Annotated in this window: 22 protein-coding genes and 1 pseudogene; 17 read left to right on the top strand and 6 right to left on the bottom strand. The window is 48.2% G+C overall.

From position 1 onward, the window contains the following. The coding region (locus tag CCB157_RS02240; RefSeq protein WP_193432242.1) for a transposase at nucleotides 1–250 on the bottom strand (250 nt) is incomplete at its 3' end. A 405-nt stretch (nucleotides 251–655) separates the two neighbouring features. Here CCB157_RS02240 and CCB157_RS02245 point away from each other — a divergent pair. Next, a complete protein-coding gene (locus tag CCB157_RS02245; protein ID WP_077614307.1) occupies nucleotides 656–1447 on the top strand; it encodes a MurR/RpiR family transcriptional regulator in 792 nt (263 codons plus the stop codon). A 51-nt stretch (nucleotides 1448–1498) separates the two neighbouring features. Here the strand turns inward: CCB157_RS02245 and lacD are convergent, their stop codons facing one another. The 5 genes from lacD to CCB157_RS18195 are packed head-to-tail and all read right to left on the bottom strand — an operon-like array spanning nucleotide 1499 to nucleotide 5525. Next, nucleotides 1499–2488 (bottom strand): tagatose-bisphosphate aldolase, encoded by a 990-nt coding sequence (gene lacD, locus CCB157_RS02250; RefSeq protein ID WP_077614308.1) that lies wholly within the window; start codon nucleotides 2486–2488, stop codon nucleotides 1499–1501. A gap of 15 nt (nucleotides 2489–2503) precedes the next feature. Then, nucleotides 2504–2956, bottom strand: coding sequence for a PTS sugar transporter subunit IIA (locus CCB157_RS02255; RefSeq protein WP_077614383.1), 453 nt, complete (start codon nucleotides 2954–2956; stop codon nucleotides 2504–2506). A 19-nt stretch (nucleotides 2957–2975) separates the two neighbouring features. Next, nucleotides 2976–4412 (bottom strand): PTS fructose transporter subunit IIC, encoded by a 1437-nt coding sequence (locus CCB157_RS02260; protein WP_077614309.1) that lies wholly within the window; start codon nucleotides 4410–4412, stop codon nucleotides 2976–2978. Nucleotides 4413–4414: 2 nt separating this feature from the next. Next, complete coding sequence (gene pfkB, locus CCB157_RS02265; protein ID WP_077614310.1) at nucleotides 4415–5350, bottom strand: 1-phosphofructokinase; 936 nt, start codon at nucleotides 5348–5350, stop codon at nucleotides 4415–4417. A gap of 40 nt (nucleotides 5351–5390) precedes the next feature. Then, nucleotides 5391–5525 carry a hypothetical protein gene (locus CCB157_RS18195; RefSeq protein WP_274519610.1) on the bottom strand — a complete coding sequence of 45 codons (135 nt, stop codon included), beginning with the start codon at nucleotides 5523–5525 and terminating at the stop codon, nucleotides 5391–5393. Between the two features lie 134 nt (nucleotides 5526–5659). Between CCB157_RS18195 and CCB157_RS02270 the strand changes: the two are divergent. The 16 genes and pseudogenes from CCB157_RS02270 to CCB157_RS02350 all read left to right on the top strand — a co-directional run bounded on the left by CCB157_RS02270 (nucleotide 5660) and on the right by CCB157_RS02350 (nucleotide 22069). Further along, nucleotides 5660–6614 (top strand): annotated as a pseudogene (locus tag CCB157_RS02270) (sugar kinase). 10 nt (nucleotides 6615–6624) lie between these two features. Then, on the top strand, nucleotides 6625–7170 hold the full coding sequence (gene hxlB, locus CCB157_RS02275) for a 6-phospho-3-hexuloisomerase (RefSeq protein ID WP_077614311.1): 546 nt from the start codon (nucleotides 6625–6627) through the stop codon (nucleotides 7168–7170). An 11-nt stretch (nucleotides 7171–7181) separates the two neighbouring features. Next, a complete protein-coding gene (allD, locus tag CCB157_RS02280; RefSeq protein WP_077614312.1) occupies nucleotides 7182–8192 on the top strand; it encodes an ureidoglycolate dehydrogenase in 1011 nt (336 codons plus the stop codon). Between the two features lie 10 nt (nucleotides 8193–8202). Further along, a complete protein-coding gene (locus CCB157_RS02285; protein ID WP_077614313.1) occupies nucleotides 8203–9222 on the top strand; it encodes a zinc-binding alcohol dehydrogenase family protein in 1020 nt (339 codons plus the stop codon). Nucleotides 9223–9239: 17 nt separating this feature from the next. Further along, on the top strand, nucleotides 9240–9863 hold the full coding sequence (locus CCB157_RS02290; RefSeq protein ID WP_077614314.1) for a bifunctional 2-keto-4-hydroxyglutarate aldolase/2-keto-3-deoxy-6-phosphogluconate aldolase: 624 nt from the start codon (nucleotides 9240–9242) through the stop codon (nucleotides 9861–9863). A 14-nt stretch (nucleotides 9864–9877) separates the two neighbouring features. Further along, entirely contained in the window at nucleotides 9878–10957 is a 1080-nt protein-coding gene (gene uxuA / locus CCB157_RS02295) for a mannonate dehydratase (protein ID WP_077614315.1), read from the top strand. After that, complete coding sequence (locus CCB157_RS02300; RefSeq protein WP_077614316.1) at nucleotides 10954–11790, top strand: SDR family oxidoreductase; 837 nt, start codon at nucleotides 10954–10956, stop codon at nucleotides 11788–11790. The genes uxuA and CCB157_RS02300 overlap by 4 nt, the downstream gene beginning before the upstream one ends. Before the next feature lie 56 nt (nucleotides 11791–11846). Further along, the gene (gene hxlA, locus CCB157_RS02305; protein ID WP_369688651.1) at nucleotides 11847–12464 is read left to right on the top strand and encodes a 3-hexulose-6-phosphate synthase; all 618 of its coding nucleotides are present in this window, start codon (nucleotides 11847–11849) and stop codon (nucleotides 12462–12464) included. A gap of 175 nt (nucleotides 12465–12639) precedes the next feature. Further along, nucleotides 12640–13659 (top strand): LacI family DNA-binding transcriptional regulator, encoded by a 1020-nt coding sequence (locus CCB157_RS02310; RefSeq protein WP_077614318.1) that lies wholly within the window; start codon nucleotides 12640–12642, stop codon nucleotides 13657–13659. A gap of 147 nt (nucleotides 13660–13806) precedes the next feature. Then, a complete protein-coding gene (locus CCB157_RS02315) occupies nucleotides 13807–15072 on the top strand; it encodes an MFS transporter (RefSeq protein WP_077614319.1) in 1266 nt (421 codons plus the stop codon). A 438-nt stretch (nucleotides 15073–15510) separates the two neighbouring features. After that, nucleotides 15511–17388 carry a sigma-54-dependent Fis family transcriptional regulator gene (locus CCB157_RS02320; protein ID WP_077614320.1) on the top strand — a complete coding sequence of 626 codons (1878 nt, stop codon included), beginning with the start codon at nucleotides 15511–15513 and terminating at the stop codon, nucleotides 17386–17388. Between the two features lie 168 nt (nucleotides 17389–17556). Then, the gene (locus CCB157_RS02325; protein ID WP_077614321.1) at nucleotides 17557–18135 is read left to right on the top strand and encodes a DJ-1/PfpI family protein; all 579 of its coding nucleotides are present in this window, start codon (nucleotides 17557–17559) and stop codon (nucleotides 18133–18135) included. Nucleotides 18136–18215: 80 nt separating this feature from the next. Next, entirely contained in the window at nucleotides 18216–19229 is a 1014-nt protein-coding gene (locus CCB157_RS02330) for an amidohydrolase family protein (protein WP_077614322.1), read from the top strand. 14 nt (nucleotides 19230–19243) lie between these two features. Then, complete coding sequence (locus CCB157_RS02335; protein WP_143286891.1) at nucleotides 19244–19984, top strand: iron-sulfur cluster assembly protein; 741 nt, start codon at nucleotides 19244–19246, stop codon at nucleotides 19982–19984. Continuing rightward, nucleotides 19956–20984: an NAD(P)-dependent alcohol dehydrogenase gene (locus CCB157_RS02340; RefSeq protein ID WP_077614324.1), complete on the top strand. Its 1029-nt coding sequence runs from the start codon at nucleotides 19956–19958 to the stop codon at nucleotides 20982–20984. The genes CCB157_RS02335 and CCB157_RS02340 overlap by 29 nt, the downstream gene beginning before the upstream one ends. Before the next feature lie 359 nt (nucleotides 20985–21343). Continuing rightward, a complete protein-coding gene (locus tag CCB157_RS02350; protein ID WP_077614326.1) occupies nucleotides 21344–22069 on the top strand; it encodes a GntR family transcriptional regulator in 726 nt (241 codons plus the stop codon). Nucleotides 22070–22207: the final 138 nt, after the last annotated feature.

Raw genomic sequence — 22207 nt, forward strand, 5'->3', positions numbered from 1 at the left:
CCCCATCCCTTGTCCGCGGCACGCGCAAGGTCAACCGTCCCACCCGAGTCGTCAATTGCCGGGGATAAGACCCGTTTCGATAGCCTTTTCGTTCCTCTGTGCGCTCATAACGGCCGGCGCCAAGTTGATCCGTTAACTGGGCTTCAAGGATTTGATTCAAGACCTGTTCCAACAGTTTGGCCAGTCCTTGATCTTGCGACAAGAACCCGTGCAGGATTTCATCGCTTATTGTAATATTGTATTGAGCCATAGTTGCTTTCCTCCTTTTTGTTTGGTTTTTGGTTCACTTTCATTCTATCAAAGGGAAAGCAACGTGGCTCTTTTTACATTTCCTTTTTACACAATTTTACGGACTCAACTTTACCAAACCTTGGAAGAAGTATTTTCGGCAATGATCGACAATTATAATGTCACAATTGAAATATTGAAAAATGATTCGGGATTAGATGACGAAAGATATTATAGATTACTGAAGGATGGTGCTTTATTTATGTAAGACATAGAGGGCGGTTTGTTTATTAATGTCTCGTAAATCAGGAAAGACACACTCACAGATAGAAAAAATAACCGCCGAAAAATGGTATGGATCCGGTCGCCCGTATCTCCATAACATAACGTGAAAAGTATTATAATTTAAAAAAGGGAGGCCGTTTCCATGAAAACATCAAATTTCAGTATCTCAAGTGAAGCCTATCAGTCATTGAGCACAGCTGAACGATATTTAATTGATTATATCTATCATAATCTCGATCAAATCCCGTCCTTATCGATTGTGAGATTAAGCGAAATGGCCAGCGTATCGACCGCGACCATCGTTAGAACAATGAAAAAGATTGGTTACGACGGGTTTACCTCTTTTAAGCAGGCACTAAAAAATGTGATGGCTGACAAAACGAAATTTGAAATCGTAGAACAAGCGGATCAGGAAATTAGCCAAGCGATCTTAAAAAATGAAAGCGAAGTCATCAATACCATAAAAATGTTAAACCGTGGGATGATAGAGGATGCGATTCAAAAAATACGAAGCGCCAAAAAACTGTACATTTTTGCGCGCGGATTTTCCGAAATGATTGCCAGTGAAATGGAGACTAAATTCCAGCTGATCGAAAAAAATTGCGAAATGCACAATGATCCGAACATCATCCGTTTGATCTCAAGGCGGATTCGGGAGGATGAACTGGCCATATTTGTTTCCCTAAACGGCAGGACAGAAGAATTGGTTGATGCTTGTAAAAATTTAAGAATGAACAATGTGAGTACCATTACTATAACAGCCAATTTTGATTCCCCATTGGCCCGTCTTTCTGAAATGGTGTTTGTAGGTTATAAAAGCCCACACTCTTATTTTCCTGAATATGAAGTGCGTTCGCGTTTGCCGTTACAAGTCATTTCACGAATACTTCTCGATGCTTATGCCATCCGTACAAAGTCAAAGCGGGGAATATAAAAGGTCAGGCATCTCTCCTCGAATATGGGGGATAAGCCTGACCTTTAAAACCTATTTCGCAAAGCGCCCGGCCCGTTGCCAGGGCGTCGCGCATGTTTGCAGCACTTCGTTTAAGGATTCGATGTTTTCTCGACCTTGATTGTGCAACCAATCTTCTGCAGCTTTTTCTCCCTCTTTCGCAAACTTGGTTGCCCCATCTTTCCATGTGGCACGGCCGCACAATACGCCATTAAAGCGGGAACCAGATTCTTTAGCGAAATAGAGGGTCTTTCTAAATAATTCCGCCGATACCCCCGCGCTTAAAAAGATGAACGGTAAATCGGTGGCTGCGCTTTGTGCTCTGAAATATTCTGCAGCCTGTTCTTTTGTATAAATTGTTTTTTCTCCAAATCCCTCAACGAATGCCATATTGACGGGTACTTCCACTTTCAGGACGTCCACTCCATAGGTGTCGTGGGAAAATACTTTCATCGCTTCAATGACTTTATGTGGTTTAACTTTCGCATAATCTTCCCCGAGCACATCCGTAATACGGGCATCATAAGTCACTATTTCGAGGAAGAAAGGGAGGTCCTCTGCCCGGCATTCATCCCCAATGCGTTCAATAAACGCTTGTTTTTGATCATTAATGGCCGGGGATTCGTCCACATCGTAGTATAATAATACTTTGATTCCGTCCGCTCCGCGGTTTTTCAATCGTTTCACAGACCAATGAGCTAAAAGATCTGGCAACCGGCCTTCAGCGCTCGCATCATAGCCTGTTTTTTCGTAAGCCATCAGTAAGCCAGTGCATTTGGCGCGGACATCGGCAGCAGGCCATCCGTATTCTGGATCCAGCAAAATGGCTGACGCATATGGGGTCAATGTTTCTGATACCAGTGCTTTAAAACGTTGCAAGGATTTTTCGTTCGCTAAGTTTTCTCCATCAGAAATCATTTTTTTTAATGAACCGCGTTGGTCGATAGCTAACGCCCGGATGATGCCGTTCTTATCTGACAGTTTTTCTAAACCCTCTCTTTTGCCGTCCGTCAAAGGATTCATCGTGATCACTGCCTTTTATTCACCCAAGTATTGGGATAAAATATCAAAAATCTCTTGTTCATTTTGCGCATGCGTTAATTGCTTCCGCACCTCTTCATGCATCAACATTTTGGCGATTTTAGAGAGATAGTTTAAATGGGCCGTTCCCGCCTCGCTCTCGGGGATCAACATAGCGATTGCAATTTTTACGGGTTGGCCGTCCATCGAGCTCCATTCCACACCGTTTTCCATCGTTTGGACAATAATGCCTGGCCGCTGAATCGCTGCGTTTTTCGTGTGCGGGATCGCAAATCCGTCCAAAAAGCCTGTCGTGCTTTCCTTTTCCCGATCCTTTAAGCCTTGGATCACAGCATCCGCATGGGTAGCGTATCCATTTTTCACCGCTGTGTTCGCAATGGCTTGAAAGACTTCCACTTGCGATTTCGCTATTAGCCCGCGGTGGATGTTATCTAATGTTAAAATCGCCATGATGTTCATCCTTTCTATGTTAAATGACCGAAGCGATGCCTTCTCTGTTCTCAGTTTGTTGCGCGGTGGAGTGCTTACGTGAAAACCCGTAAAGGATAGCACCAATGATGGATCCGGTCAGAATGGCAGTTACCCACATGAACGGGCGCGTGACCACTGGCAATACTAAGAAGCCGCCGTGTGGCGCAGGCACTTGCACTTTAAACAGATAGGTTAAAATGGCCGAGATCGATGAACCGACCATTAAAATCGGTATCGTTGTCAATGGATTTTTTGCAGCAAAAGGAATGGCGCCTTCGGTAATATGGGTCGAGCCTAGGATAAAATTGACGTAGGCGGCATTCCGTTCGCCTTGATCAAAATATTTGCGGAAGAAGAGAGCGGCAAAACCGGTAACGAGCGGCGGCGTAATACATGCTGCCGATACGCCAGCCATGAAGTAATAGTTTCCTTGGCCTAACAACATGGTTCCCGTGACATAGGCGGCTTTATTTACGGGGCCTCCCATGTCAAATGCACACATAGATCCGACAATGATTCCGAGCAAGACCGGATTGGAATGTTGAAATCCAGTTAAGAAGGACATTAATCCTTTGTTAATCGCTTCCATTGGACTCGATAAAACCCACATCAGCAAACCGACAATGAACAGCCCTATAACAGGGTAAAGGAAAATTGCTTTTAAACCGTCGAATACTTTTGGGAGTTTTTTAAATGCCCAAGCTAAACCGAGCATTATATAGCCTGTTAAAAAGCCTCCGATAATGCCGCCGAGAAAGCCGGTGCCGTTTGTATAAGCGATCATGCCGGCGATAAAACCGATGACTAAACCCGGACGTTTGGCGATCGATTCAGCAATATAAGCGCAAAGGACGGGCACCATCAAGTTCATGCCCATGCCGCCGATCGTTTTTAATGTGGCGGCGAATTCGTTGTATTGGGAGCTTTTCGGATCAAAGGAATAGATGCCGAATAAGAATGAAATTGCGGTCAAGACGCCACCGGCCACAACAAACGGGAGCATATGCGAGACACCGTTCATTAAATGTTTGTAAATGGTATGGCCAATTGCCGCGCCGCTTCCTGAGCGGGTCTCGACATTAACATCTTTTTCTTCAGTTACGGGTTCTTTTCCTCTGAAAATTGGAACATTACCGCTAATGATTTGTTCAATTAAGGCATCGGGATCTTTTATCGCTTTGCCGACAGGGACATCAATAACGCGCTTTCCGGCAAAGCGTTCCGCTTGCACGTCTTTGTCAGCAGCGATGATGACGCCATCGGCTTCAGCGATGTCTTCAGGTGTCAATGGATTCTGAATTCCGACTTGGCCGTGCGTTTCGACTTTAATTTCGACCCCATGCCTTTTCGCCGCTTGTTCCAAAGCCTCCTGTGCCATAAATGTATGGGCGATGCCAGTTGGGCATCCGGTTGCGGCAATAATTTTAATCGCCATTTTTAAAAGCCTCCTTTATGATGCTCTAATTCTTTTATTTGAACTTGTTTGATGAGTTCGGGGACATCGGTTAAATCGCTTAATCCCGGGGAAAAAGCAGTCGAGGAACCGGCGGCGACCCCGAAAGACAACGCCATGTCCACTCGTTCACCTAAAATGAGAGAGCCTGTAAATGCGGCTAGTAAAGAATCGCCAGCGCAAGCGGTATTCACGACTTTTCCTTTAGGTGCTGTAGCCATGAGGGCCAGGTCTTGATTGATAAAGAGCGCGCCCTTTGGCCCCATTGATACGAGAACATTTTGCACACCGCGATTAAGCAATTGATAGGCGGCTTTCACGATTTCTTCATCCGTTAAGGCTTTTTCTCCAAATAACGCGGCGAGTTCTTCGTCATTCGGCTTGATGAGATAAGGTCGATACGGCAAACAATCGATTAACCGCTTGGAACTGACGTCCAGGATGAGACGAAAACCTCTTTTCTGTGCAATCCGCGCAATTTCGACCAAAATTTCATCCGGAACGCCCCGAGGCAGGCTCCCGGAGACAAATAAGACGTCTCCTTCTTTTATTTGGTTAATCTTGTTCAATATTTGTTTCTTTTCAATCGGGGTGATTACAGGCCCGCGATTCACAATCTTATATTCTTTATCTTGTGTTCTAACAAATGTGTTTACGCGCGTAATGCCCGCGACTTTTACAAAATCCGTCGGAATCCCCTCTTTTTGTAGGGTTTCTTGAATAAATCGGCCGGTAAATCCCCCTAGGAACCCCATTGCTGTGCTATCGATTCCCATTCTTTTTAAAATAAAAGAAATATTAATTCCTTTTCCGTTGGCCTGATAATACTCCGCGGTCGTGCGATTCACGACGAAAGGGTGAAAGGCTTCCAGTTCGACAAATAGATCGATGGCCGGGTTCAAAGTACACGTATAAATCATCGGATCACCTGAGTTCTTTTCTATCTTCCTTGCAACTTCACTATGGCACATTTTTTGATGTAAATGTTTTCAATAATTGTAAACGCTTTTGTTTATCGAGCATTTCGCCGTAAACGAACTTTGAATGATCATTACGGCGCATTTTGCCACGCAAAAGCATCCATTCGCGCGTCATAGATATATTCCCCCTCTATTGACATTGTAAGGGCTTTCAACTATAATACAACTAAACCGTATTAGTAAATCGGTTTAGTTCTTTTTGCCGCCATATCCGTCAGAAAAGTGCGGCTTCTGTAGGAGGATAACAAGATGTCACGGTTTGGTGTCATGACTTTAGGGGATGCGATGATCACGATGAATCCGACCGTGTCCGGCCCCTTAAGATATGTAACGCGTTTTGAGAGAAAAGTCGGCGGTGCGGAATTGAATTTTGCCGTCGGATGCGCCCGCTTAGGCCTGCGTTCAAAATGGGTGAGCCGCTTAGGAAAGGATGAGTTCGGCCGGGTGATTTATAATTTTGCCCGCGGCGAAGGCATCGACGTGAGCGATGTGCATTTTGTTGAAGGTTATCCCACGTCGATCAATTTCAAAGAAATTCGCGAGGACGGTTCGGGCAGAACTTTTTATTACCGTCATCAATCGCCGATCTTAACGCTACAACCGGAAGACATCCGTGATGAAATGTTTGAAGACATCGATGTCGTTCATTTGACAGGCGTTTATCTCGCGATCGATCCCAAAAACCGGTCGATCGCGGAGCGGATGATTCGGCTCGCCAAAGAAAAAGGCGTCAAAATCTCCTTTGATCCGAATATCCGCTTGAAGTTGTGGACGCTTGAAGAAGCGCGGAAAACATTCTTGGCATTGTTCCCCTCGGTCGATGTTTTGCTGACCGGCCGCGAGGAAATTTCTTTGATTTTGGAGGATGACGGCAAAAAAAACGTTTGAGACGTTTGCCGAAAAATACGGAATCCGCGAATTGGTGATCAAAGACGGCGACAAGGGATCCGAATTGTATACCGAACACCGCTGGTATAAGCGGGAAGCGTTTCCGGTCGCAGCGGTCGACACCGTAGGCGCCGGTGACGGATTTGATGCCGGATACATTTATGCTTTGCTCAACGGCTATTCCCATGAGGAGCGGCTGACATTCGCCAATGGCGTCGGCGCTTTGGTGGCCACGGTTGCCGGTGATAATGAAGGACTTCCTTATCTGGATGAAGTTCAAGCCTTTATACACCAAGAAACGGTGATTGAAAGATAAGGTGGACGAGATGTCAACCATTCAAAAAATACTGGGCGAAATTGAAAACGTTTTAAGAAGCTGTGATGTTTCCGAATATGAATCTTTTGTTTCGCTGTTAAAGCGGGAGGCGCGCTTCTTCTTCGCCGGTGAAGGCCGTTCGGGGCTGGTTGCGAAAATGATCGCGATGCGTTTGATGCATGGCGGAAAAACCGTCTATGTGGTCGGAGAGACGACGACGCCTGCGATTCAAAAAAATGATGTATTAATTGTCGTTTCCGGATCTGGGCTAACAGCGATGGTTCGTCACATTGGGCAAGCGGCAGCCGACGCCGGCGCCTATGTTTGTCTGGTGACCGCGAATAAAAATGTCAAAGAATGGGACTGGTGTTCGGCTGTTTTGCATATTCCCGCGGCGACGAAGCACCGCCTCGAACATGAGCCGGCGACGATTCAACCGTTAGGCAATCAATTTGACCAGGCGGCGCATTTACTGCTCGATGCGGCAGTTATCGACAGTTTATCGGAGCACGACGGGAACGGGTCCATGAAGAGGCGGCATGCGAATTTGGAATAGGGGGGCTTATCATGGCGACGGTGACCATTCAAGCCGATGAAGCGCGGCAACTCGTAATAAAAAAATTGACGGAAGCGGGATTAAAGCGTCAACACGCCGAAAAAGTGGCGGACGTTTTAATCCATGCCGATTTACGAAATGTCAATTCCCACGGCGTGTTAAGAACGGAGCATTATGTGAACCGTTTGAAGGCAGGCGGCATTAACCCGAATGCGCAGATCACTTTTAAGGCGACCGGCCCGGTCACAGGGGTCATTGACGGCGATGACGGTTTTGGCCACGTCATTGCGGATGTGGCGATGGATCATGCCATCGAAATGGCGAAACAAAACGGCGTCGGCATGGTGACGGCGATAAACAGCAGCCACTGTGGGGCGCTCAGCTATTTCGTTCAAAAAGCGGCCGAAGCCCAAATGATCGGGATCGCCATGACCCATACGGACAAAATTGTTGTCCCGTTTGGAGGTAAAACGCCGTTTTTGGGCACGAACCCGATCGCCTACGGCGTTCCTGCTAAGTCAAAGAAACCGCTGATTTTAGATATGGCCACATCCAACGTTGCATTGGGAAAAATTCTGCAAGCGCGCGAGGAAGGCAAAGAGATTCCGGAAGGTTGGGGAGTTGATGAAAACGGAGCCCCCGTCACCGATCCCCATAAAGTCGTGGCCCTTTCACCGTTCGGCGGTCCGAAAGGCTACGGTTTATCCGTGATCGTGGATGTTTTCTCAGGTTTGTTGGCGGGGGCGGCGTTTGGCCCGCACGTCCGCAGCATGTATGAAAACCTTGAGCAAAAAAGAAAACTCGGACATTATTTCTGCGCGATTCATCCGGGCTTCTTTACGGACAAAGAAAGGTTCTTGGAGCAGATGGACCAAATGATCGCGGAATTACAGGCAGTCGAACCCGCGCCCGGCTTTGAACGCGTTTATGTACCCGGAGAAATCGAGCACATGCATGAAGAAAGAAACCGGGAAAAAGGCATTACGATCGCGCAGACGGTCTATGAATTTTTGACAAAGTAGGTGAACGAAAATGAAAGCCGTCCAAGTCCTTAGAGCCCGGGAATTGGTGATAAAAGACGTTGAAAAGCCGGACATTAAAAATCCGACAGATGTCCTGATTAAGGTCAAACGCGTAGGCATATGCGGTTCGGATATGCACATTTACCATGGAACGAATCCGCTCGCGACGCTGCCGCGGGTGATCGGTCACGAAGTCGCCGGAGAAGTCGTCGCGGTCGGAGAAGCGGTGACATCCGTGCGCGCGGGCGACCATGTCGTCATCGAACCGATTCGGTATTGCGGCCAATGTTATGCCTGCCGCAAAGGGCGCCCAAATGTGTGCAGAAACTTATCCGTATTCGGCGTGCATGAAGACGGCGGCCTGCGCGAATGGGTGGTTCTTCCCGAACAACAAGTCCATGCGGTTGATCCCGACCTTCCATGGGATGAAATCGTCATGGCTGAGCCGTATACGATCGGCGCGCAGGCGGTTTGGCGAGGCCAAGTTGAAAAAGAGGATAAAGTATTGATTCAAGGCGCCGGCCCGATCGGGCTTTGTGTTTTGAAAATGGCGAAATTGATTGGCGCGGACGTGATGATCACGGATTTAAGCGATGAGCGTTTGGCGTTTGCTCAAGAAAATGGCGCCGATTTGATTGTGAATGCCGGCCGGGAAGATGTTCAACAGGCGGTCGCCGAATGGACCGATGGGGAAGGGGCAAATGTGGTCATTGATGCGGTTTGCTTGCCGCAAACGTTTGAGCTTGCGGTCGAGGCGGCGTCACCGGCCGGCACCGTTGTCGTCCTCGGATTTGATGAAAGACCGGCCTCTATCCCACAGCTGCCGATAACCAAAAAAGAAGTGACAATTGTCGGTTCGCGCTTGCAGACGAACCAGTTTTCGAAGGTCATTCGATGGCTGAATGAGCGAAAATTGGCCCATAACGGCCTGGTGACCCATCGTTTTCCTTTCGATCAAGTTCGAGAAGCCTTTGCTTTTGTTGAAAACCATCCTGATAAAGTTCGTAAGGCATTGATCATCTTTGATTAAAGGAGGGCGGAAAACGGGTGAACACCAAATATGAAACCTTACAGAAAATCGCAGAGGCCAAAATCATTGCCGTCATAAGAGGGGGGAGTGCCGAGGAAGCGATCGACCTCTCCAAAGCGGCGATCGAAGGCGGCATTCAAGCAATTGAAATCACATATACGACGCCTCACGTCATAAAGGTTTTTCAAGCGTTGGAGCAGGAAAAGGCGCTGCTTGGCGCGGGGACGGTTTTGGATGCTGAGACGGCGCGGCTTGCGATCACGGAAGGCGCAAAATTTATCGTCAGCCCGCATTTCAACCGTGAGGTGGCGACGCTTTGCAATCGCTACGGCATCCCGTATTTGCCCGGCTGCATGACCGTCAATGAAATGGTGGCGGCGTTGGAGTCCGGGTGTGATGTCTTAAAACTGTTTCCCGCCAACCTCTTCAAGCCGTCCTTCATCCGTTCCGTGAAAGGTCCCTTGCCCAACGCGCGCTTGATGCCGACGGGCGGCATCGATCAACACAACATAAAGGATTGGATCGACGCCGGCGCCTTTGCGGTCGGTGTTGGCAGCGATTTGAATAAAGCCTATCAACAAGGCGGATATCAGGCCGTTGTTGAACTCAGCCGAACCTATTTGAAAAAACTTTCCGCATAGGATGGAGGGGCGTTATGAATATTACTTTCCGCTGGTACGGCCGAAACAATGACACCGTGACCTTAGAGCAAGTCCGGCAAATTCCGGGAACAAAAGGCATTGTGTGGGCCTTGCATCAAAAACCGGTTGGAGAAGTCTGGGAAAAAGACGAAATCCAAGAGGAAGTCGACTATATCCGCTCATTTGGGTTTCACGCCGACGTTGTTGAAAGCGTTAACGTGCATGAGTCCATTAAGTTGGGCGATAAGGACAGAATGAAGTATATCGAAAATTATAAACAAACGATCCGCAACTTGGCGGAAGCCGGCGTCAAAGTGATTTGTTATAATTTTATGCCGATCTTCGACTGGACAAGAACGGAGATGTTCCATCCGTTGGAAGACGGGTCCACGGCGCTGTTTTATGAAAAGGCGAAGGTCGAGAATTTGGATCCGCAGGATTTGATCCAAATGGTAGCAGACTCTTCCAACAATCTCACGCTGCCCGGCTGGGAGCCCGAAAAATTGGAGCGCATTTCCGAATTGTTCGAGGCCTATAAAGGTGTCGACGAAGAACAACTGTGGTCGAATTTGGCCTTTTTCTTAAAAGAAATTTTACCGGTGGCCGAGGAATGCGGCATACAAATGGCGATCCATCCCGATGATCCGCCGTGGTCGATCTTTGGACTGCCCCGGATCATAACGGGCGCCGAAAGTTATGAAAGGCTGTTTGCCATTTCGGATTCGCCGGCCAACGGCATCACCCTATGTACTGGTTCCATGGGGGCGAATCCGAAAAACGACATGGTTGAAATTGCAAGAAAGTATGCCTCACGAGCGCCGTTTGCCCATATTCGCAATATCAGGATTTATGAAAACGGGGATTTTGTTGAAACGTCGCATTACACCCAAGATGGCTCGATTGATATCAGCGGGGTGGTCGAAGCGCTGCACGAGCAAAATTATACGGGTTATGTGAGACCCGATCACGGCCGCCATATTTGGGGAGAAAAATGCCGCCCGGGTTACGGTCTATACGATCGAGCGCTCGGGATCATGTATTTGCTCGGTTTATGGGACGGTTACGAGAAAAAGCGGAAAGGTCGATCTTTATGATGCCGGTGCATGAAAATTTAAAGGGTCGCGTCGCTGTCATCACCGGAGGCGGCGGGGTGCTCTGCTCCGAAATGGCAAGGGAATTGGCCCGGCACGGCGTCATGGTCGCCGTCCTGAACCGTACGGCAGAAAAAGGCAAACGGGTGGCCGATGCGATCAATCAACAGGGCGGGACCGCCATTTCTGTTCAAGCCGACGTGCTCGACCGGGCCTCTTTGGAAAAGGCGAGAGAAGAGATCCTCGCCGCTTTTGGCAAGGTCAATATTTTGATCAATGGTGCGGGCGGTAATCATCCGGATGCGATCACCGATTCCGAAGTTCATTCGGGCGAGCCGTCCGGAAAATCCTTTTTCGATTTAACAGAACAGGGATTTTCCAAGGTTTTTGACACGAATTTTCTCGGAGCGTTTCTTGCCAGCCAAGTGTTTGGCGAAGCATTGCTTGCGGCGGAAGCACCCGTCATCATTAATATTTCTTCGATGAGCGCTTATGCGCCGATGACCAAAGTCCCGGCATATAGTGCTGCCAAAGCGGCGATCAATAACTTGACGATGTGGATGGCCGTGCATTTTGCCCCATTCGGTTTACGTGTGAACGCCATTGCTCCGGGCTTCTTTTTGACGGCACAAAATCGGGATTTATTGCTCGATGAAAATGGAGAATATACCGAACGGTCGCAAAAAATATTAAAAGGAACGCCGATGAAGCGCTTCGGACAGCCGAAGGATTTGCTCGGTACATTGCTATGGCTTGTCGATGAAGCGTATTCCGGTTTTGTGACGGGTGTGACCGTCCCGGTTGATGGCGGTTTTATGGCTTATTCAGGCGTTTAACCGTAAGAGGGCGTGATGCCAACTTCTTTAGGAGGTGGTTTGTCATCAAAATACAGTTGGCTTTGGATCGCTTGGAATGGTCGCGTTGTTTTCAACTGATTGATGAATTGAAAGAAGACGTCGACGTGGTAGAGGTCGGTACGGGCGTTATCAAAGAATACGGAATGGCGATCATCAGGGAAATCCGGAAGCGTCACCCGACGTTGCCGCTCGTCGCGGACATGAAGATCTGTGACGCCGGGCGTTATGAAGCGGCTCAGGCGTTGGACGCCGGCGCCGACTACGTCACGGTGATGGCGTTTGCCTCGCTTTCCACGATTCGGGAAGCTCACCGGGAAGCGATGCGCCGGCAAAAGCACGTGATGATCGATTTGCTCGGCATGACGGATCGCAATAAAATCGACGACATAGCCGCCATCGGCTGCACGCATTTTTGTTTGCATTTGGGAAAAGATGAACAAATGACGGGCGTTCAAGCCGGCCGGCATTTGCTGGAACCGGTTAAGCATTTAGGGAACATTCAAATCAGCTTGGCGGGCGGCATCAACGAACGAATGATTCATGACGTTTTGCAGTGGCCCATCCATCAACTGATCATCGGTTCAGCCATTACGAGGAGCGAGAACCCGAAGGCAGCGGCAAAGAGATTGAAGCAGCTATGCCAAATCGTCTGAAACTCGATCGTTTAAATTTTCTAGCAACAAGAGGAATTTTGCGAAAAAAGCCTTGTAAAGCGCTTACACATCGGTTATAATTCCCTTACAAGATGGATATAAATCGTTTTACTAAATCGTTTTATCTTCGGCCGGGCCTTCGTTCTAAACGTTTTGGATCGTAAAGGGTGAGGCGATGAAAAAGATTACGATCGCGGATGTGGCCAAGCGAGCCAACGTTTCCAAGAGCACGATATCCCAGTATTTAAATAAACGATATGATTACATGAGTGAAGAAACGAGAAAAAAAATTGAAGCCACGATTAAAGAGTTGAATTATCAACCTAATATCATCGCGAGAAGTCTAAAGCAAAAAACGACCTATACCGTCGGCGTCGTGGTCGCGAATATTTTGCATACTTTCTCAACGCATGTGATCCGTTCCGTGGAAGATTTTTTCCACGAACACAATTTTCATATCATCGTCTGCAACGCCGACGATCAACCGGAGAAAGAACGCAACTACATCGAAATGCTGCGGGCCAAACAAGTGGACGGCATCATCATTTTTCCGACGGGCGGGAATATCGATTTGTATGAACAAATGAAGAAAGACCGCTTCCCGGTCGTGTTCATGGATCGAACGATTGAAGAGTTGGCGATCGAAACCGTCATGTTGGACAACCGGCTCGCTGCCCGATTGGCGGTCGATCATTTTGTCCAACAAGGGTATGAGCGCATCGCCATCGTGACGACTTCGATTATCCGCAAAATCAGTCCGCGGGTGGAAAGAATTCAAGGCTATAAAGATGCCCTTGAGTCCCACGGCATCGAGATCAATCCAGCCTATATCCGATCGGCGGATGCGGGGGAACTGCCGGCGGTCCTGCATGACTTGTTTCAATCGGATCCGTCGCCGCAAGCGATTTTGGCGGGCAATGATATCGTGCTCATCGAAGTGTTGAAATTCATGCATCAACGGCGCTTGAAGATACCTGACGATGTCGCGGTGATCGGCATCGATGAAGTTCCTTTTGCCGGTTTTTATTCGCCGCCGATCACCACCGTGGCCCAGCCGGCGAAAGAAATGGCGAAAGAGGCGGCCGAACGCTTGCTGCGGCAAATCAGAAAAGAAGAAGGCCGCGGGGAAGAACCGTTGATTAAGCGGTTTGCGCCCACTTTGATCGTCAGGGATTCATCGGGGAAACCGCATTAGTCCAGCCATTTCTTTTTAAAAAGGGGGTTTCCCCTTCACACAAACTAAACCGGTTTACCTAAATATGTTCGAAAATTCATTTTTATATATAAAAAGGAAAGCGCTTTATATCTTTTAATTGGTCATCATTGAGGAGGAGGAAATCACATGTTTACGAAAGACAAATTGTTCGTCATCATTTTGTTGTTCCTTGCGGGCGTCATTAACTACTTGGACCGTTCGGCGCTCTCGGTCGGAGCTCCGTTCATCAAGGAGGACCTACATCTTTCCGCCACGGAACTGGGCATCATCTTCAGTAGTTTTTCCGTCGGTTACGCTCTTTTTAACTTTATCGGCGGTATGGCGTCCGATAAATTCGGGGCCAAATTGACCTTGTTGGTCGCCATGATCGTTTGGTCGCTGTTCAGCGGAGCTGTCGCCTTGGCCGTCGGGTTTATCAGTTTGATCTTGATTCGGATCTTCTTCGGCATGGCCGAAGGGCCGTTGTCGACAACGATCAGTAAAATGGTGAATAACTGGTTCCCGTCGAACCAACGGGCATCGGTTGTCGGCATCGCCAATAGCGGTACACCCTTGGGCGGAGCCATTTCCGGTCCAATTGTCGGATTGATTGCCGTTTCGTTCCATTGGCGCGTCTCGTTTATCTTCATCATGGTGATTGGTTTGATCTGGGCGCTTTTCTGGGGGAAATTCGTAAAAGAAAGACCGGCCAACGCGGCTGTTCAAAATACGGCCTCTGCGACGGAGGACAAGCCGAAAGAAAAAGTGCCGCTGACCTTTTATTTGAAGCAAAAGACCGTATTGTTCACGGCCTTCGCCTTTTTCGCCTATAACTATATTTTGTTCTTTTTCTTAAATTGGTTTCCGAGTTATTTGGTCGAGGCCCGCGGCTTAAGCGTCAAAGAAATGAGCGCGATTACCGTCATTCCTTGGGTGCTCGGCTTTGTCGGTCTGGCGCTGAGCGGGATCATTTCCGACTTTATAAGAAAGCGCTTTATTAACAAAGGCGTGCTGTTTTCAAGAAAGGTCGTTCTGGTCACCTGTTTGTTTGCTTCGGCGGTGTGCATCGGTTTCGCCGGCATGGTGTCAACAACTGTAAGCGCTGTAACGCTTGTTGCGCTTTCCGTCTTCTTCCTGTATCTGACCGGTGCCATTTATTGGGCAATCATCCAGGACGTCGTCGATTCCAGCAATGTCGGTTCCGTCGGCGGTTTTATGCACTTCCTGGCGAATACGGCCGGCATCATCGGTCCGTCATTAACCGGCTATTTGGTCGATGTTTCGGGAACATTCACCGCTGCGTTTTTGCTTGCCGGCGGATTGGCCGTTTTCGCTTCGCTTTCCGTCATCCGCTTTGTCAGGCCGATCGCGAAGCGGCCAACGGTGGCGGTCGAATCGGCCATCAATCAATAGTTATCATGCCTTGGAGTCGGGTGTTTTGTTCCGCAACGGGGCGGCACCCGACTTTTTTAATGATAGGCTTCCTTTCATTAAAAAGTATCCAACGCGTCTAGGGAGATGGCGTTTTCGTTTTCCCAACGCCTGACGGCTCTTCTTTTGATCCTGCCTGTTCAAAGAATGAGGCGGCAGGCAGGCTCCTCAACAAAAGCTCATTATTTTTAATCTTTTCTGCAAAAAATTCCTCTTTCTTCCCCGGACCCACTTTCCGAAACCTTTTGAACAGAATAAACTTATTTATAGAAGCCATCAAAGGGATGCAGGTTGTTCGCGTCATTCGGTAATCATGGCGTTTTCCCAAAGGACCCTTGTCAATCGCTGGTTCAGTCTCGCGTTGAGCAGAATTCGCGTCGATTTTAAGTACGCCAAATATCCCGGGAGTGTGGTCCGACGATGCGAAAGGAAATCGTGAATTCATGGCGCCGCTGTCAGACATATGGGCTTCGGCAAGATGCCACGGAATTGAAAACCGAGGCATTAGATGAGGAAAAATTGCGGGAGCTAAAAGCGGAACACCGATTATTGTTAGACGTCGCTTTGCCGATTATTAAAGATCTCCACGATTTTGTAAGCGGTTCCGGATTTTTGACCTTGCTGACCACCCGCGACGGCGTCATTCTTGAAGTGCTCAACGATCCGACGACGCGTTCGTTTACATCTGAATTCCAATTGTCGCCCGGAAAAATATGGAGGGAAGAAATCATTGGAACCAGCGCGATCGGATTGGTCATTAAAGAAGGGAAGCCCATTCAAGTCGTTGGCCGTGAACACTTTTGGCAAAGGCTCCACAACTTAACGTGTTCGGCGGCGCCCATTTTTGATGAGGAAGGGCAACTATTGGGCATTGTGAATGTTTCAGGTCCCGTCGAACTCGTACACGCTCATACGCTCGGCATGGTGGTTTCCGCGGCGAAGGCGATAGAACGGCAATATTTGTTGGCGAACGTTACGAACAAGATCAAACAATCCAACGTGACTTTAAATGCGCTCTTAAACATGGTGGAGGATGCGGTCATATTGGTGGACGAATCGTTTACGATTAAACAAGCCAATGAAAGAGCGGCCAAAATTCTTGATCTAAACCCTGCGGAAATGATCGGAAAAACGATTGATGAATTTTTTGACAACCCCGCCCTGCAAGAATCCATTTTGTCCCAGACGCCTATCCAAAATGAAGTGATGACGGTGAAAACGAAACCCATCACGTGCTTGGTTCAAGCGAAACCGCTGCTCATCGCGGAAGAACGCGTCGCGACGATGGTGACTTTCCGGGAAGCCCAGCACATTCGCCGCCTGGCGAAAAGGATCGAGGGCAACAAGGCCTATATTACAATGAATGAATTGGTCGGTTCGAGCGATGTCATGAACCGGCTTCGGAAAAAAGTGCAACTCGTCGCTCAATCCGATGCGACCACCTTAATATTAGGTGAAACGGGCAGCGGTAAAGAAATGGTGGCGCAAAGCATCCATAACTTGAGCGACCGCAAAGAGGGGCCGTTTATCGTCGTCAACTGCGCCGCCATTCCGAGATCCCTTTTGGAAAGCGAATTATTCGGTTACGAGCCGGGGACGTTTACCGGCGGCTTAAAACAAGGAAAGCCGGGGAAATTCGAGTTGGCAAACGGCGGCACGATCTTTTTGGACGAAATCGGCGAGTTGACCCCTGATTTACAAGTCATCTTGTTACGCGTTTTGCAAGAGCAAAGGATCACCCGAGTCGGCGGAAGCAAGCCGATCCCCGTGGATATCCGCGTGATCGCCGCAACAAACAAAGACCTCAAAAAGGCCATAAAAAAGGGAGAATTTCGATCCGATCTCTATTATCGCTTAAACATTTTGCAAATCCACATTCCGCCGCTCCGTTCCCGAACGCAAGACATTCCCGATTTGGTTCATTGGTTCATCACAAAGTGGACGCCTGAAAACGCCAAACCGAAAAAATTCAGCAAGGAAGCCCTTGAGTTTTTGCAACGTCATTCCTGGCCGGGGAATGTTCGGGAACTTGAAAACATCGTTCAGAGATGCATCGTCATGATCGAAAACCCGGTCATCCGCCTTCAAGATATTAAAGAAATTATGGGCGATGCGGACGACGCGCCCCACTCTTTCGAGAATTCGACTTTAAAAATTCAAGATGTTGAAAAAGAAGTGTTTCTGGAAACCTACTATAAATGCAACGGCGACCTGACAAAAACCGCCCGCCTGTTGGGGATCAGCCGGGCGACGGTCTACCGGTGGGCAAAAAAATACAAGATTCATCTCAATCATTAAAAATGTAAGCGTTTCAATTTGAGACGGTCTTCTCATTATGAAACGCGATCATGCGAATAATGCGCAAGCGGCCATCCCGGTTATCCCTTCCTTTCAGCAGGCCAAGGCCACCCCGTTTTGGCATGAATGTTGCATATAAAGATGTTGAAAAAACATTTTTCAGGGGGTATGACCATGGCTGCTAAAAAAGTTCTCATCGTTGCCGGCGATGCGGTCGAGGCGCTGGAAATCTATTATCCGTATTACCGGTGCTTGGAAGAAGGCTTCGAAACGGACATCGCCGCACCGTCGAAAAAGGTCTTGCATACGGTTGTTCACGATTTCGAGGATTGGGAAACGTACACGGAAAAACGCGGGTATCAAATCGAAGCGACGAAAGCGTTTGAAGACGTCGATCCAAACGATTACGACGGTCTCATCATTCCCGGCGGCAGAGCGCCCGAACACATCCGCCTGAATCCTCATTTGCCGGGGATCGTCAAACACTTTTTTGAAGCGAATAAGCCGATCGCCGTCCTTTGCCACGGCAGCCTCGTGTTTACCGGAATCGGAGAGGTGATCAAAGGACGCGAGCTGACGGCTTACAGCGCCTGCCAACCGGAAGTGGAAAGCACGGGTGCCACCTATGTTAAAAAAACGTTCCATAAAGACGGCAACTTGATTTCCGGGCATGCGTGGCCGGATTTGCCCAGCTTGATGAAGGAGTTCGTCAAACAAATTCATCAAGCGGAAAAAGCCGCCGTTTAAAACGTGTCCACGGCGCAGCCTGCGCGTTGCCGCCGCCGGCGCATCCTTCAGATCTTCACATCATTTGGGAGGGTTAGGCCATGTATATCACGAAAGATGGCGAAGAAATTTTCGTCATTGACGGCCATGTCCATTACTGGGATGCCAGTCCCGAGAACCAGCTGAACGTTCACGGCGAGGAATTCATCAACTGTTTCCACGACTATCAAAAGAATCTTAGCCCGAAGGAATACATTTGGCCGCGCGAGAAATTTTTAAAATACGATAAAGAAACGATCGTCCATGATTTGTTTGTAAGCGGTTACGTGGATATGGCGATTTTCCAGCCCACCTACCTTACCGATTTTTACAAAAACGGTTTCAATACGGTGGAAAGAGATGCGGAACTGGTGCGGGAATATCCGAACCGCTTTATTGTAAACGGCGCGTTCGATCCCCGGGACGGCGAGCGGGGACTGGAGAATCTCGAATATCAAGTCGAAACCTACGGCATCAAAGGCGTCAAGTTGTATACCGCCGAATGGCGCGGGGATTCCAAAGGCTACAAGCTGACGGATCCGATGTGTTATCGCTATCTTGAAAAATGCCGTGAGCTGGGCATTAAAAATATTCACGTGCATAAAGGGCCAACGATCACGCCGTTGAACAAGGACGCGTTTGACGTTGGGGACGTCGATGAGGTCGCTTCCGTTTTCAAAGATTTGAACTTTATCGTCGAGCACGTGGGCCTGCCTCGTCTTGAAGATTTTTGCTGGATCGCGACCCAAGAGTCCAATGTATACGGCGGTTTGGCCGTCGCCCTGCCGTTCGTCCATGCCCGGCCCCGTTATTTCGCCGAGATCATCAGCGAATTGCTTTTCTGGCTTGATGAAAACCGCATCTTCTTTGGCAGCGACTATGCGATTTGGCATCCGAAATGGTTGATCGAGAAGTTCATTGAATTCGAATTGCCCGAAGATATCAAGCAAGAGACGGGCGTCGATTTGACCATGGACGTCAAAAAGAAAATCCTGGGCGAAAATATCGCCAGGCTTTATGACATCGATATTGAGGCGCAAAAGGAAAAATTGCGCGACGATGTCTTGATCAGCTGAGGATGTGGCTTAACATGCTGCCCATACAAGAAGTCATGGAAAAGCTGAACGTCGTGATGGACCCTGAATTAGACCAATCCTTAGTCGAGCTGGGGTTTATTGATGACGTAAAAATAGAGGGTTCGGAAGTCAACGTGAGGTTTCGCTTGCCCACGTATTGGTGTTCACCCAATTTCGCCTACTTGATGGCGAGCGATATCCGTGAAAAAGTCTCCGAACTGGATTGGGTGAACAACGTGACGGTCGAGCTGAAGGATCATAGCTTCTCCCGCGAGATCAGCCAAGGGGTTTCAAACCAAGAGACTTTTCAAGAGGCTTTCTCAAAATTATCCAGCGGCGATTTGGAACAGTTGAGACGAACTTTTAAAATCAAGGCCTTCTATTCGAGACAAGAAAAAGTGATCCGCCATTTGCTGAGCAAAGGCATGACCGAACAACGATTAGTGTCATTAACGGTCTCCGAGCTCGAGGAGATCTTAACCGGCGATATGAAGGGAGCCATGTTGAAGGACCGCTATTTGCTGATTCTCACAGAATTGGGGCTCTATAAAGATAAACGTCAACCGGCCTTTATCGATGAAGACGGCAAGGCCGTCGAAATCGGCGCGTTTCGAGACCACTTGCTGAATATCCGCCGCACGAGATTAAGCATGGAATTCAATGCGTTTTACTGCCGAAATTTGTTGTTGACTCGATACAACCTTCAAGACGCTGGGAGTGATCAAAATGAAAGCCTGGAGGTTAAAGGCGTATAATCAGCCTTTGTCCTATGAAGAAATCCCCGATCCCGAGATTACCGATCCGACGGACGTCATCGTGAAAATCGGCGGGGCCGGCGTGTGCCGAACGGATTTGCACTTGATCGAAGGCGTTTGGGCGGAAACCTTGGGCACGCCGTTGCCCTTTACCATCGGCCATGAAAATGCGGGCTGGGTGTATAAAAAAGGCTCAAGCGTCACCGAATTTGAAATCGGCGATCCCGTTATCGTCCATCCGGTCGTCAGCTGCGGCAAATGCTTAAGCTGCCGGGCAGGCGAAGACATGCATTGCGACAACTTGAAATTTCCGGGCTTGACCGTGGATGGAGGCTACGCGGAATATTTGAAGACATCGGAAAGGGCCTTGATTAAACTGGATGAACACGTGAAACCAGCGGATGTCGCCCCGTTGGCTGATGCGGGCATCACCGCTTACCGGGCGGTCAAAAAAGCGGCCCCCTTCGCCAAGCCGGGAACAAAGGTCTTGATGATCGGCATGGGGGGCTTGGGGCACATCGGCGTGCAATTGATGCGGGAATTCGGGCAAGCGGATATCATTGCGATGGATACCAACGATGAGCGCTTGAACATGGCTTTGGAATACGGAGCGGATGACGGCGTCCGCGGCGGTCAAAACGCGATCGCCGAGATCCGTAAACTCACCCATAATAAAGGCGTCGACGTGATCATCGATTTCGTCGGCACCGATGAAACCCATGCCGACAGCATGAAAATGCTTCGCAAGGGCGGCAGTTATTTCGTCGTCGGTTACGGCGGCGCCCTTCATGTCCCTTCGCTCGATATCATAAACAATGAATTCAACATTATCGGCAATTTAGTCGGAAATTACAATGAATTGTACGAGTTAATGCAGCTTTATGCTAAAGGAAAAATCAAATTGCACAGCACCCAATATGCATTGGAAGAAGCCGATAAAGTCCTGCACCTGTTGGAGGAAGGGAAGATCAACGGCCGCGCCGTATTGGTGCCGTCGTGAGAAGATGAAGGTGGGAACGGCCCGGGGAAGCCGTTCGACTTTCCCGGGAAAAGCATAAATAGAAATGAGCCCGAAAAAAGAATATCGCGGCAAAATTTTTGCCTGCCGATCTTTTAAACTTGGCGGTCAAGATTTCATCGTCCGTTGGGAGAAGGAAACGAGCCGTTGTTGCTTTCCGGCTTATGAAATATTCGCTTCGTCTTGTCCGGGAAAGCAACAAGGCTTTTTTTATATGTTCCTGTCATTCAACGGCAAATCCCGTCGGGCGGACGACCGCCAAAAAAATTTTTAAAAGACATTGACAACTGGCAATTTAGAAATATAATACATTATAAAGTTATAACTTTTGGGAGAGTAGCATGAAGTTAAACAAAAATTTGCCGACACCGTTGTATTATCAGGTGCAAGAAATTCTTGACGAAAAAATATCCCTTGGTCAATGGGAAGAAGGCTTTCAACTGCCGACCGAAAAAGAATTGGCGCGTCTTTTCAACGTAAGCACCATTACCGTCAAAAGAGCGGTACAGGAGTTGGTCAAGCAAGGGAAGCTTTATCGTGTAAGAGGTAAGGGAACGTTTGTATCCAAAAAGGTGAAAGAAAAAAATATTTTAGATGCGGTCACCTTCGGCGGTAAAGAGGGCGCCATGAGCCCTCATAAATTAATCTATTCATCCGTAGAACCGGCCGATGACATGATTGCCAATAAGCTCAAGATCACCAAGGGCGATCAGGTGATCAGCATGATAAGGCTAAAATATGAGGATGACGTGCCCGCTGCCATTGAGTATTCCTACTTGGTTTATGAGCTCTGCAAGAATTTCTCGCCGTTATCGACAGAAAAGGATTTAATTTATAATATCGTCCAACAAAGCGGTGTTCAACTGGACAAAGTTAAAATCAATTTTTCTTCCATCGTTGCGGGGGCTTATGAAGCCGACGTTTTAAATATCAAAAAAGGAGCGCCGCTTTTTGTGATAGAAAGGGTCACGTACACGAACGAAAAGATCCCCGTGGAATATTCAAAGTTTGTCCTGCGCCATGATAAAGTCGACTACTACATCGAGTTTAATCTGCATGATGAATAACGGATGCGGCTTGAAGGTAGCCTTATTGGGCGGCAATCTGGCTTTTTGTTAAAAAATATAATGTTATAACTTTATGCGTTGATGTGCTTCCGGTTCTGTCTTTGCATTCATGAATAAAAAATATAAAAATATAATTTT

The organism is Caenibacillus caldisaponilyticus (genome assembly GCF_002003465.1).
Classification (GTDB): Bacteria; Bacillota; Bacilli; order Bacillales; family Sporolactobacillaceae; genus Caenibacillus; species Caenibacillus caldisaponilyticus.